The organism is Pseudomonas sp. Pseusp3 (assembly GCF_047304225.1).
Taxonomy (GTDB): domain Bacteria; phylum Pseudomonadota; class Gammaproteobacteria; order Pseudomonadales; family Pseudomonadaceae; genus Aquipseudomonas; species Aquipseudomonas fluorescens_CD.
Genome location: NZ_JBGLYV010000041.1, coordinates 13,440 through 26,004, shown reverse-complemented (window position 1 = coordinate 26,004; position 12,565 = coordinate 13,440). Strand labels below are relative to the sequence as shown.

12 protein-coding genes and 1 pseudogene are annotated in these 12,565 nt (G+C 58.2%); 3 read left to right on the top strand and 10 right to left on the bottom strand.

Going from position 1 to position 12,565, the window contains the following annotated elements:
- Nucleotides 1-137: 137 nt before the first annotated feature.
- Nucleotides 138-560, bottom strand: coding sequence for a hypothetical protein (locus ACCD00_RS15780; protein WP_413425902.1), 423 nt, complete (start codon nt 558-560; stop codon nt 138-140).
- Between the two features lie 72 nt (nt 561-632).
- Here ACCD00_RS15780 and ACCD00_RS15775 point away from each other — a divergent pair, with 72 nt between their 5' ends.
- Complete coding sequence (locus ACCD00_RS15775; protein ID WP_413425900.1) at nt 633-2,129, top strand: sensor histidine kinase; 1,497 nt, start codon at nt 633-635, stop codon at nt 2,127-2,129.
- Between the two features lie 63 nt (nt 2,130-2,192).
- Here ACCD00_RS15775 and ACCD00_RS15770 read toward each other — a convergent pair whose 3' ends face one another.
- The 8 genes from ACCD00_RS15770 to ACCD00_RS15735 form a co-directional block, all read right to left on the bottom strand.
- On the bottom strand, nt 2,193-2,885 hold the full coding sequence (locus tag ACCD00_RS15770) for a response regulator (protein ID WP_413425898.1): 693 nt from the start codon (nt 2,883-2,885) through the stop codon (nt 2,193-2,195).
- A gap of 383 nt (nt 2,886-3,268) precedes the next feature.
- Complete coding sequence (locus ACCD00_RS15765) at nt 3,269-4,744, bottom strand: amidohydrolase family protein (RefSeq protein WP_413425896.1); 1,476 nt, start codon at nt 4,742-4,744, stop codon at nt 3,269-3,271.
- Nucleotides 4,745-4,784: 40 nt separating this feature from the next.
- A complete protein-coding gene (locus tag ACCD00_RS15760; RefSeq protein WP_413425894.1) occupies nt 4,785-5,978 on the bottom strand; it encodes an amidohydrolase family protein in 1,194 nt (397 codons plus the stop codon).
- A 78-nt stretch (nt 5,979-6,056) separates the two neighbouring features.
- A complete protein-coding gene (locus ACCD00_RS15755) occupies nt 6,057-6,824 on the bottom strand; it encodes an ABC transporter ATP-binding protein (RefSeq protein ID WP_413425892.1) in 768 nt (255 codons plus the stop codon).
- 25 nt (nt 6,825-6,849) lie between these two features.
- Entirely contained in the window at nt 6,850-7,563 is a 714-nt protein-coding gene (locus ACCD00_RS15750) for an ABC transporter permease (protein WP_413425890.1), read from the bottom strand.
- Entirely contained in the window at nt 7,560-8,249 is a 690-nt protein-coding gene (locus ACCD00_RS15745; RefSeq protein ID WP_413425888.1) for an ABC transporter permease, read from the bottom strand. The genes ACCD00_RS15750 and ACCD00_RS15745 overlap by 4 nt, the downstream gene beginning before the upstream one ends.
- A 154-nt stretch (nt 8,250-8,403) precedes the next feature.
- Entirely contained in the window at nt 8,404-9,174 is a 771-nt protein-coding gene (locus ACCD00_RS15740) for an ABC transporter substrate-binding protein (RefSeq protein WP_413425886.1), read from the bottom strand.
- Between the two features lie 179 nt (nt 9,175-9,353).
- Nucleotides 9,354-10,577, bottom strand: a complete 1,224-nt coding sequence (locus ACCD00_RS15735; protein WP_413425884.1) for a cyanate transporter — start codon at nt 10,575-10,577, stop codon at nt 9,354-9,356.
- Between the two features lie 193 nt (nt 10,578-10,770).
- On the opposite strand from ACCD00_RS15735, the gene ACCD00_RS15730 reads away from it, so the two are divergent.
- Nucleotides 10,771-11,643 carry a LysR family transcriptional regulator gene (locus ACCD00_RS15730; RefSeq protein WP_413425882.1) on the top strand — a complete coding sequence of 291 codons (873 nt, stop codon included), beginning with the start codon at nt 10,771-10,773 and terminating at the stop codon, nt 11,641-11,643.
- A 78-nt stretch (nt 11,644-11,721) separates the two neighbouring features.
- Here the strand turns inward: ACCD00_RS15730 and ACCD00_RS15725 are convergent.
- A pseudogene (locus ACCD00_RS15725) lies at nt 11,722-11,853 on the bottom strand (LysE family translocator); the annotation flags it as partial.
- A gap of 80 nt (nt 11,854-11,933) precedes the next feature.
- Between ACCD00_RS15725 and ACCD00_RS15720 the strand changes: the two are divergent.
- Complete coding sequence (locus ACCD00_RS15720; protein WP_413425880.1) at nt 11,934-12,554, top strand: LysE family translocator; 621 nt, start codon at nt 11,934-11,936, stop codon at nt 12,552-12,554.
- Nucleotides 12,555-12,565 lie beyond the last annotated feature (11 nt).

Below are 12,565 nucleotides of genomic sequence, written 5' to 3'. Positions count from 1 at the left end.
CAGTGCTCAACTAAGGGTCAATTCCCCGTGGTAACCGTACCTACAGGCTGGTATTGCGCCTCAAGGAGGCGACGGCCCGTGAACGCAGGTTGAATAGAAGGTGCAACTTGCTAAACGCCCCGTCACGTATCGGGGCTCTATGCATTTGTCCATGGAGCTCTCTCAGGCATAGTGGGCTTGTCACAGATGCCACACATCCAGCGACCGGAGTCATTGGCCGGAAAATGCTGGCGAAGATCGCCATAGTCCGGGACTTCCTGAGGGGTGATGGCACGGTTCTGCGTCCATGCGGCTTCGTCAACAAGCCTTTTATCCAGGAGAAAACTGGCATCGACCACGAATTGACTAGTATGTATTGGAGACTGCTCCCACACGCCTGGTGGTGAACCGGGTTTGACTTGAGTACCAAGCGTGCTGACGTTTCCATCCTGGTCTGTATGGCCATAAGGTGACAGTACAAGGCGCGAATGGACGACCACGCTATTGGTAATGACCCCCGGCTGTTGTTGCCGGAAATAGCGATTATCCAGAGTGGTCGAGAATCTTTTTAAACTATTCATCGCGCCTCCCGCCTTCATCCTCTACCGCCAGCTTTACACTCCATTGAAAATGAGTATTGAGGTGCTACCCGGATGTGTACAGAGACGAAAGGCCAATCAAATTCTGAGACCTTGGTCAGTGAATCGGATCAGACCTTGGTCGAATCAGACGTCGGCCAAACGTCCAGTGGTGGAGTGCCCGGGAGACAGGGCCCCCTTGCGAAACTGCGCCATTTAAGCCGCTCAACCCAGTTCGTGATCTGCGCCACAGTAATTCTGGGTTTGACCATGACGTTCGTTGGAAACCTCGTAAGCCAGAGTATCGAAGATGCAACGGTTCAAACTGCGGCAGAGACCGGGGCGCGGTATATGGAGAACTTTCTCGAACCTTTCGTCCAGGGTCTGACCACTGCCAGGGAACTCCCCGATGGAACTATCCAGACCATTGATAACCTGCTGTCCAGCACCTCGTTCAGTACACATGTTGTCTCGGTGAAGATCTGGCTCCCGGACGGCACGATTGTCTACAGCACCGACAAATCCACGTTCAATAAAAATTTTCCGACAGAGGAGATCTCACAGGCGCTGGCGGGCAAGATCTATACAGAACTGAACGATGATCTTGATGATGATACCGAGGACGCTTTTGAGCGAAGCCTGAATATTCCGTTCTATGAAATTTTTGCTCCACTGCGCGAAGCGGGTACTGGAAAGATTATTGCGGTTGGTGAGTTCTACGAAACCGCGCAAGCGTTACAGCGCGAAATCAATAACGTTCGCAAAAAAGTATGGGCGGTTGTTGGTACAGCAACGATGGCGATGATTTTGCTTTTGTTTTTTATCGTTCGGCGTGGCGACAAGATAATAAAGCTGCAGGAAACAGCACTTGAATGGCGAATGGAAGAGCAAGCCAGGTTGCACTCCAATAATGCCGCCCTTCAGCACAAGGTCACTACAGCCAATCGCGAATTCTCCAGAATCAATGAACTCACCCTTCGCCGGATCGGGGCCGATCTTCATGACGGTCCTGCCCAGCTGTTGTCACTTATTCTCCTTCGCCTTGAAGAGCTCGAAGATTCGGCAGGCACCTCGGATGGGGAAGCCCTCGAAATGATCAGACGTGCCGGCGAGGATGCTTTAAACGAAGTGCGGGAAATATCACTTGGCCTGGCGGTTCCCGAAGTCAATGACCTGACCCTGCACGATGCGCTGGTATTGCTTGTTCAGCGGCACGAAGAGCGAACCGAGACACGAGTCGATCTGCAGCTTGATACGCTTCCGGACGATGTACCGATAGCGCATAAAATCTGTATTTACCGGTTCGCCCAGGAAGCATTGAACAATGCCTATATCCACGCCGGAGGAAAAGGCCAAAAGCTCAGCGCCTCGCACTCTGAAGGCCTGCTGCAAGTGCAAGTCGAGGATGCGGGAGTGGGTATTCCAACCGAGAAACCGAGTGTGCCGGGGCGAGGCAGAACTCATCTGGGCCTTGTCGGCATGCGCTATCGCGTCGAATCCCTCGGCGGAATATTCACCATTGAATCGGCGCCCCATGCCGGAACCAAAGTCAGGGCGCAGTTCAGAATCTGATCACCCGTGCCAACATGATCGTTGCATTCAAGTCACCGCAAGCGCTTATGACTCGTTATCCGGCTAACCATTGTCATTCAAGTCGCGGCGTTGAAGAGCCCCACACAAGCCAGGTATATGGTCACTCTCCCAATGCCGTCTCACTGCTGCGACTGCCTGCGTCCGGTTGCGAACGCGCAGCTTGTACATGACATTCGTCATGTAGTGCTTGATGGTCTTCTCGCAGAGCTCGAGCTTGATGGCAACCTCGCGGTTGGTCAGGCCCTTCGATACTTCCCGGATAACCTGTTCTTCGCGATGGGTCAGCTCGACCTTTTGCTTGTCATCCGCGTGCTTTCTGAAATTGCTCAACAGCTTGCTGGCAAGCCTGGGTGTAATGAAGGTTTCACCAGCGGCAACGTTTCTGATGATCTGTACAAGCTCACGACCGCTTATGCCTTTCAACGCATATCCCTGCGCGCCCGCTTCGAGGGCGGAATAGGCGTCCTCGATGGACTCGGATACCGTCAGCATCAAAACCTTGACTGCCGGCGAAGAAGCCGAGATCGCTCGCACGGCAGCAAAGCTGTCGCCCGGCATATTTACATCCATCAGCAACACATTCGGAGCAAAACGGGCGGCAATTTCCAGGGCATCGTCGGCAGACCCACCCTGCTCGACTACCTGAAAATCAGCTATTTTCTTCAGCGCCATCGTGACCCCATCCCTTAACAGCGGGTGATCATCAACGATGCCAATCCTGATCATGGAACTCATAAGAAGCTCCTCATTTGAAGCGACGGAGCTGCTTGGTGGTGTCGCGTTTTTCATTTTTCACCCCTCGCGTCATGCCGAACCTGGCAAGCCCCGTTGTCTCCATGATGTGCGGGACGAAAGTTGTTGCGGGTAACTGGGGGCTGCAACTAATGAGCCATTTCAATCGAGCGAAGAAAAAGCTCAAATCAATTAACAGGATGTTTCCGGGTGTTTCGAGCGAGAGAATGGGTGAGGCGGGGAATATTCCTCAAATCAGGTGGTAAACGCCCGGTTGGGTGGGTGAAATGCCCCATTTTTGGAGGTAGAAGCGCCCCTGTTTCATTGACCGCTTTTGGCAGGGGTTGATTGCCCTGAGGCTGTGCCGGCATTTGCAGCCGCGTTACTCAACCTGCCGCATGATACCGAGCCATCCGCCAGAGGTTATTCGATTCGTCTGTCAGATGGCGCAAGCCACTACGATCCAGCATGCGTTCCGACTCCTCTTGCACCGCGACCAGCACAGCAGCCTCGTCGACGGCGCGTACGACGTAGTCTTCCATCAGGATCCTGCCATCGACGATAGTGGTACACACGTCAGCGCCGTTGGCGAAGCAAGTGACACGGTGGACCGGCATGTTCATCGGCATCAGGTGCGGTTTGAACAGGTCGATCAGAATGATGTCGGCTTTCTTGCCGACTTCCAGCGAGCCGATCTCATGTTCCATCGACAGTGCTTTGGCGGCATCGATAGTGACCATTTCCAGCACCTTGCCCTGGGGCAGGATGTCCGGGTCGCGGAAATGGCGGCGGTGGTAGTGCATGCACTGGAACATGTGGCGGAACATGTCGTAACCACGGTCCGGGGCGGCGCCGTCGGAGCCGAGGGCGACGGTTACATTGGCCTCGATCAGTTCCGGCACCGGGCAGCGGCCCAGGATCGACATGATGGCGCTCGGGTTGTGCACGATTCTGGTCTGTGTCTCGCGGCACAGGGCGATGTCTTCCTCTGTCAGGTCAATGCAGTGCGACATGAAGGATGTCGGGCCGAGCAGGCCCAGTTCGCGGTGGGCCAGCGCCAGCGTACCGGCGCGGTGGCCATCCTGGGTGAACGTAAGACCATGGCGGTGGGCCAGGGCCAGGTAATCCTGTGCTTGCTGGCGGAACAGAGGTGCCAACTCCCGATGGCCGGGCTCGTATTGTGGCGCGTACACCGGCAGCGTAATGGCAATGCGTACCCGGCCATCACCCATACCGTCGCAGCTCCTGGCGATTTCTTCGCAGACCTCGAACATGGTCTCGAAATTGACTTCGCGCCGAGTGGGCGATTCGGTCGACCAGTCCAGGTAGGTGCGCGGCGCTGGCGGCCGCGACGGCCCGACGGCTACCACCGAGCGGGTACCGATTTCGGCAATGGCCTGGGCGTGGCGTTGCGCGTAGACCGGGTCGTCGACCCGCATGATCGAATCGCCTCCGCCCAGTAGCGACACGCCGGTGGTGGTGCCGCATTTCAGCCGTTCCAGCGCTGACAACCTGGCGTCGACCTCCCAGAACCCGACTCCGGAGGCCGAGGTGTAAATGGTCTCGCAAGCCTTCATCCAGGCATCGCCCTCCCCGCCGCCGATGGTTTTCAGCATCGCGTGGCCGGCATGGGCGTGGCTGTCGATCAAGCCCGGGAGCACCGCCTTGTTGCGTGCATCGATGACTTTTTCAGCAGTGAAGCGAGCCCGCAGTTCATCCGTGCGCCCCACCGCTACGATGCGGTTGCCGAGCACGGCCACTGCGCCGTCCTCAATGACGCGCCGTTGGTCGTCCACGGTGATGACCACGCCATGCTCGATCAGCAGGTCTGCTTTGTTGAGGGGGGCGTCACGATGTGTCATACAGGGCATCCGGTTGAGGCTGGGGGCAAAGTGTTTTGGGTCACAGGCGGCTCTGCAGCAGGCTGCCATTTTTCGCCACGACGATGCCGCGGCTGATCACCGTCCGCGCCAGCGGCCGAGCGACAACGGCTTCACTCAGTGTCTCTGCGGGCAACAGTAACAAGTTGGCTGTTTGCCCTGTCGCCAATCCATGATCACTTCGCCCCAGTGCCTGGGCCCCATTGCCGGCAGCGGCTTCGAACGCTGCGCAGATTTCAGGGTCCGTTCGCATGCCGCAGCGCAACGCGAGCAGCATCGCGCGTTCGAGCATGTCGCCATTGCCCATTGGAGTCCATGCGTCGCGAATGCCATCTGAACCGAGGCAGACGTTTACCCCCACTGAGCGCAGCTCGGCAAAGGGCGGGATGGCAATATCAGATGGCGCCGTGGTCATCAGGGAAATTTTGTTGGCAGCCAGGCGTTCAGCCAACGGCAGCACTTGAGCCCAGTCTTTCATGCCCAGGCAAAAGGCATGGCTGATCATGACTCGCCCCTGCCGTTGATAACGCTCTGTGAAATCAATGATGCGAGCAATCTGCCAAAGCCCCAGCTCCCCACCGTCATGCAGGTGGATATCGATACCGCGATCAAACCTGTCTGCGAGCTCGAACAGGATCGACAGGTGCGCGATCGGATCATTGTCTATGCCGCAGGGGTCCAGCCCCCCTACTACCTCAACCCCCAGACCCAGGGCTTCTCGCATCAATGCTTCAACCCCGGGGCGGTTGACCAGGCCAACCTGAGGAAAGGTGACGAACTCGATATCCACCAGGTCGGCGTAGCGTTCGCGCAGCTCCAGCATGGCCTCCACATGCTCGATACCCAACTCCGGATCGGCGTCGACATGACAGCGCAACAACAGCGAGCCGCGAGCGATGCATTGTTCCAGCAGGGCACCCGCGCGCTCGGCAATGGGTGATGTGAGCTCGCGCAGGATTTGCCGTTCGTTCGCTATGCGCGCCTTGAGGTTTGGGCCTGCACTGTGTGGCCGCCATGGCTGTCCCCACAGGGTCTTGTCCAGATGGATATGGCTTTCTACCAGTGACGGAACGAGTAGTTGACCCTGTCCGTCAAGGTCAGGACCGGCGACTGGATTGCCACTGGCTGGCCGACGATCGCCGATACGCCCCTCGACAATCTGTACATCTTCGATTTCGCCGCCATAGGGGCGGACATTACGCAACCAGAACGTCATTTGAACCTCATCACGGTTTGAGCGTGCCCCCGCCGCCAGATGGCCAACGGGGCACTCTTTAAGGGGTTACCCAAAGGGCTACTTCAAGTTGCCGGCAAGGAACTGCTTGAGTCGCTCACTCCTGGTGTGCCTGAACAGTTGCTCCGGGCTGCCTTCTTCCTCGATTTTGCCCTGGTGCAGGAAGATCACGTGGTTGGACACCTCGCGGGCAAAGGCCATCTCGTGCGTGACCACCACCATGGTCCTGCCCTCTTCGGCCAGGGCCTGCATCACCTTCAGCACCTCACCGACCAGCTCGGGGTCGAGCGCCGAGGTCGGCTCGTCGAACAGCATCACTTGCGGCTCCATCGCCAGGGCCCGGGCGATCGCCACTCGCTGCTGCTGACCGCCGGACAAATGCGACGGGTACTTTGCCTCCATGCTGGCCGGCAGGCCGACCTTGGCCAGGTACTTGCGTGCGCGAGCCACCGCCTCATCGCGGCTGAGGCCAAGCGCATGCATCGGCGCCTCGATCACGTTTTCCAGCACAGACATGTGCGCCCACAGGTTGAAGTGCTGAAACACCATGGACAGCTTGGTGCGCATGCTTTGCAGCTGCTTCTGGCTGGCCACGCGCAGCCCGCCGTTCCGGTCCTTCTCGGTGCGGATTTCCTCGGCGTTCACCGTGATTCGGCCGGCGCACGGTTGTTCGAGGAAGTTGATGCAGCGCAAGAAGGTACTCTTGCCTGAACCTGAGGAGCCGATGATGCTGATCACGTCGCCTGCCTTGGCCTTGATCGACACGCCCTTGAGCACCTCGTGATTGCCATATTTCTTGTACAGATCGTCTACGGTCAGTTTGTACATGGTGTTGACCCTGCGTATGCGGCCTTCAGGCGGCCTGGGGTTTCAGGAAGGCCAGCCAGCGGGTTTCACCGCGACGAAATAGCCAGACAAGTGACAGCGCTATCACTGCGTACAACAGTGCGGCGATGAAGAAAGCCTCGAACGCTGCATAGGTGGCCGAGTTGACGTCGCGGGCGACCTTCAGGATGTCGGGCACCGTGGCGGTGAACGCCACCGAGGTCGAATGCAGCATCATGATCACCTCGTTGCTGTAGTACGGCAGTGCGCGACGCAGCGCCGAGGGCAGGATGATGCGGCGGTACAGGTTGAACTTCGACATGCCGAAGGCCCGGGCCGCTTCTACCTCGCCGTACGGCACCGACTTGATCGCGCCAGCGAAGACTTCCGTGGTGTAAGCGCAGGTATTGAGCGCGAACGCCAGCACCGTGCAGTTGAAGCCTTCGCGAAAGAACATGTCGAGGAATTCATGCTCGCGCACCACGCTCAGGCTGTAGACACCGGTGTAGATGATCAACAGTTGTATATAGAGCGGCGTGCCACGAAACACATAGGTGTAGAACCAGACGGGAAGTCGGACGAACTTGTTTTTTGAAACCCGAGCCACGGCCAGCGGCACCGACAGCACGAATCCGATCGCGATCGACAGCACCAGCAGCCACAAGGTGATTGCCAGGCCGGAAAAGTTGGCGCCGTCCGACCACAAATACGCTTGCCAATATTCCTGGATAATCGCGATCACAGTTCAGCCTCCCGAACACCGACGGAGTAATGATGCTTGAGCCATATCAAGACGCCGTTTGAGACCGTGGTAATGACGAGATAAATCAGTGCACCGATCACGGTAAAGTAAAACAGCTGCATGGAACTCTTGCCGGCGTCCTGGGTGGCCCTGACGATATCGGACAGGCCAATGATGGACACCAGTGCGGTTGCCTTGATCATGACCTGCCAGTTGTTGGCAATACCGGGCAAGGCAAAACGCATCATTTGCGGGAACAGGACCCGATAGAACGCCTGCCATCGACTGAGGCCATAGGCCATGGCCGCCTCTGTCTGACCGCGTGGGACTGCCTGGAAAGCACCGCGGAACGTCTCGGTAAAATAAGCACCGTAGATAAACGCAAGCGTCGCTACTCCCGCGAGAAAAGGATCAATATCAATCTGATCCATTCCAAGCCCTTCGGTGATCTGGTTGAGGAGGATCTGAATGCTGTAGAACAGCAACAGCATGGTCACCAGGTCGGGGACACTGCGTATCATCGTGGTATAGAGGGTGGCGATATTGCGCAGCCACCGATTACCCGACAACTTGGAACTGGCGCCCGCCAATCCAATCAGTACCGAGGCCAGCAGCGATAATGTGGCCAGCTTCAGTGTCATCCAGGTGCCACTCGCGATCAGCGGCCCATAGTCTGCCAAGGACATTACATTCTCCTTGAACTCGAAAGGTCAGCCGATGCTGCCTGTCTTGTTCAATCGTGTTTTTCTTGTTTTTGAATGCCGCAAAAAATATGGATTCGTAATTGATTCGAATACATTCAGGCCGAATGACTCCATCGCGGGCTGACGTTGCAATCGATTAGTTGTAGATATCAAAGGAGAAATATTTATCGGAGATTTTCTGGTAAGTGCCGTCCTTGATAATCTCGGCAAGCGCCCCATTGATCTGTTCGCGTAGTTCATTGTCTTCCTTGCGCAAGCCGATTCCCGCTCCCACACCGAGCGTTTTCGGGTCGCGCAATTCCGGGCCGGCAAAAGCGAAATCACGTCCGCTCTCGGTTTTCAAAAAACCCAGGTCGGCCTGGACTGAAGACTGCAGCGCTGCATCCAGGCGGCCGGCGATCAAGTCCTGGTAAACAAGATCCTGGTTCTGGTAGGTCGTTACGGTGACGCCTTTCGGCGCCCAGTAAGTCCTGGCATAGGTTTCCTGCGTGGAGCCCTGCTCGATTCCGACACGCTTGCCTTGGAGGGATTCGGCCGTTGGCAGCAGAACGGAGCCTTTTTTTGCGATGAGACGAGGCAGGACATTACTGATCTTGTCGGAGAAGGCTATCTGCGCCTGACGTTTCTCGGTCACGCTCATGGAGGAAAGAATGCCATCGAACTTCTTGGCTTTGAGCGCCGGGATGATGCCGTCGAAGGAGTTCTCGACCCATACGCACTTGACCTTCAGCTGTTCGCAGATCGCGTTGCCAAGATCGATATCGAAGCCCACAAGGCTGCCATCGGGCGCCTTCGACTCGAACGGGGCGTAAGTGGGGTCAACACCGAAGCGAATGACTTGCAAGTCTTTCGCGTAGACGCCGCTGGCGGCCAAGGCCAGAACAACTGAAACTGCGAACTTCTTCATATTATTCTCCGTAAGCACATGGGTATTGCGGTTATAAAAAATGGCTGATCCTGTATGTAATACCGCTCCCTGTAGGAGCGAGCTCGCTCACGATGTACTTGAGAGCGCCGCGTTTAATCAGTAAACACGCGTAATCGTTAACGACCATCGCGAGCAGAGCTCGCTCCTACAAGTATTCATCACACCGCTTGCATGCTGCGTCGGTAGCTCGCCGGGGAGAACTTGATCGTCAGCACCGCCATCGCCGCGAGCACCCCAATGTGCAACCACCAACCGGTGATGAAGCTGCCGCCGGAGTCGCGTAGCCAGCCGATCAACCAGGGAGCACTCGATGCGAGCAGGAAACCGATGCCCTGAACGAAGGCCGCCAAGGTCCCGGCCGCTTGTGCATTGGGCAAGTGGTCGAGGCTGACAATCAGACTGAGCGAGAAGAACCCGCCGAGGCCGAAACCGGCCAGTGCGACCCACAACCACGGCGCTGCGTTGGGGGCAAGCGCGAAACCGGCGAAGCCTACGGCCTGCAGCGCGATCGTCAGCCATAAGGCTCCGCGCCGGTCAGCGCTGCGGCGGGCGAGCATCGGCATGGCGAACGCCGCCGTCGCCTGGAACATCGCCAGCCACGCGAGCAAGTTGCCCGAGGCCTGCAGGCCCATGTTCTGCTGCTGGTAGAAGGAAGGCAGCCATGCCACCAGACTCGAGTAACCGCTGTTGGTAAGCCCAAAGTAGGCGGCCAACTGCCAGGCACGCCGATTCTTGAAAAAGCTGCCGGTCAAGGCCGGTACAGGTCCGCGAGCTTCTATCGGCGGCGTGCGTGGCGCGCACACCAGCCAAAGCAAGAGCACGGCAAGCGCTGGCAACGCCCACATGGAAAGCCCCAGCCTCCAGCCGCCATACGTATTCAGCCACGTGCTGGCCAGCGAGCCCAGCGCCCCGCCACCGACCAATGCCGCCGAGTAGAGCCCCATCGCCATCGCTATCCGTTCAGGAAACCAGCGTTTGACGACACCCGGTATCAAGGCCTGGATCACCGCCACACCGGTGCCGGCGATACCGGCGCCGATAATCAACTGCGCGCCGTCCTTGACCACGGCACGTGACGCGCACCCGAGCATCAAGAGCACCAATGCGCCGGCCAGCGCCCGCCTTTCGCCGAAGCGGCGTGCGACACCGATGCCAATGAAGGCAATCAGGCCCATCAGCACGAACGGCAAGGTGGTCAACATCGCGGCGGCGCGAAAATCGAGGCCAATATCAGCGCGCACCAGATCGAGCACCGGGCCCACCGAAGTCAGGAATGGCCGCAAATTCAAGCCCAGCAGCACCATGAGCACCAGTGCCGTCAGTGATACTTCACCTGCGCGCGACACGCTCGTAGCGATGCAAGCCGATTCATGGTCAGTCATGGCGGGCACTTCTTTGCGGCCGGTGCGAATGCCGGTTCGGCAGCATCTCTTGCATCAGCGTCACGTCACTTGTCATCACATTTACCTTGGAGATTCTGGTCAACAGGCCGCGTCAGAGGCTGTGCTGCAAGATTAAGAGCAGGTGCTATCATTCGGAAATTAAATGTTCGAATGGCAATTAGTGGGGAATGTAATGACTTCGACGCTGATCGATCCGTTGCTGCTCAAGAGTTTCGTCGCGGTGGTAGAGAGCGGCAGTTTCACGCGCGCCGGTGAACGCGTGCACTTGAGCCAGTCGACCATCAGCCAACAGTTGAAGCGCCTCGAGGAGCAACTCGACTGTGAGTTGCTCAACCGCAGCGGGCGCTACGTCGTCACCACCGAGGACGGCGAGCGCTTGCTCGGCTATGCGCGCCGGGTTCTGGGGCTGATGGAAGAGGTAGTGGAGGAGTTACGCAAGGGCCACGCACAGGGCGAGGTGCACATCGGCGTGCCAGAAGACTTCGCCTCGGACTTGCTGACGCCAACGCTTGGCGCCTTCGCACGCGCGCACCCGTCGATAAGGCTTGAGATCAGCAGTGGGCTGAGCAACACGCTATGGCAACAGTTTTGTGCCGGCGACTACGACCTGGTGCTGATCAAGCAGCGCCCTGGACAGGTTGTGGGACATGCCGCCTGGCCCGAACCGCTCGCCTGGTTCGACAGCCTCAACGAACCGACATACGAGCGCGACCCGCTGCCACTGGTGGTGTTTCCGGTCGGCGGCTTGTATCGCGATGAAATGATCCACGCACTGGAGAGCGCCGGCCGACGCTGGCGCATCGGCTACAGCAGTGCGAGCCTCGCGAGTGTCCGCTCGGCAGTCGCCGATGGTCTCGGCGTCAGCGTGCTCCCCTCGCGACTTGCACTGCCCGGCCACCGACGGTTGGGCGTGGCCGAGTCCTTCGCCGAACTGGCGCCACTGGAAATCGCGCTCCACCTGCGCCCCGACGCACCACGCCGAGTGATCGATCTGGCCGAACAGTTGACAAGGCTATGCGCTCAGGTGACCGGCCACGTCGGCTGACAAGCGGAAAAACACATTGGAGTGCACCCGGTTCAGTTTCTGCTGATCGGCTGCACTGTGCTGGTAGCCGCCCTCCTCTTATACAGCCTGTCGACGCATGGTCAGGATGGCGGCGCCGAAGCAGATGAAGGTCGATCCCACCACCCGGTTGAGCCAGCGGGACAGGTCTGGCCGCGTCAGCACGCTCTTGACTCTGGACGCAAGAGCGGCGTTTAGAGCACTCAACGAAATCTGAAGCCTGCCAGCCATGTGCTAACGTTCGGGCTTCATCACTTTAAAGTCATACGCCGATGTCCATTGCCGACAACCTCCTTGCCTTTACCTTTGCCGCCACCCTGCTGACGCTGACACCGGGCCTCGATACCGCCCTGGTCTTGCGAACCGCAACGGTGGAAGGCAAACAGCAGGCGTTTCGCGCAGCCCTGGGTATCAATGCCGGCTGCTTGTTGTGGGGCGCTGCCGTCGCCTTTGGCCTGGGTGCTCTGATTGCAGTATCGGGGCTGGCGTACAGCCTGTTGAAGTACTGCGGCGCCGCTTACCTGGCGTGGCTCGGACTGAACATGTTGCTGCGCCCGCGCAACTCATTATCGCCCGTCGAAGCGGACGCAAGGCCGAATGCAAACTGGTTCCTGAAGGGCATGATGGGCAACGTCCTCAATCCCAAGATCGGGATTTTCTACGTTTCCTTTCTCCCTCAGTTCATTCCCCAAGGGCACAACCTGATTGCCTGGACATTCGGTTTGGTGAGCATTCACGTAGTGCTCGGCTTGTTGTGGTCGTCGACGTTGATTGGCGCAACTCAACAACTCGCCGGCGTTCTGCGGCGTGAGAAGGTCATCACCTGGATGGATCGCACAACAGGCCTGGTCTTTGTGCTGTTCGCAGCTCGGTTGGCCATAAGCAAGCGCTGAAAACCGCCTCA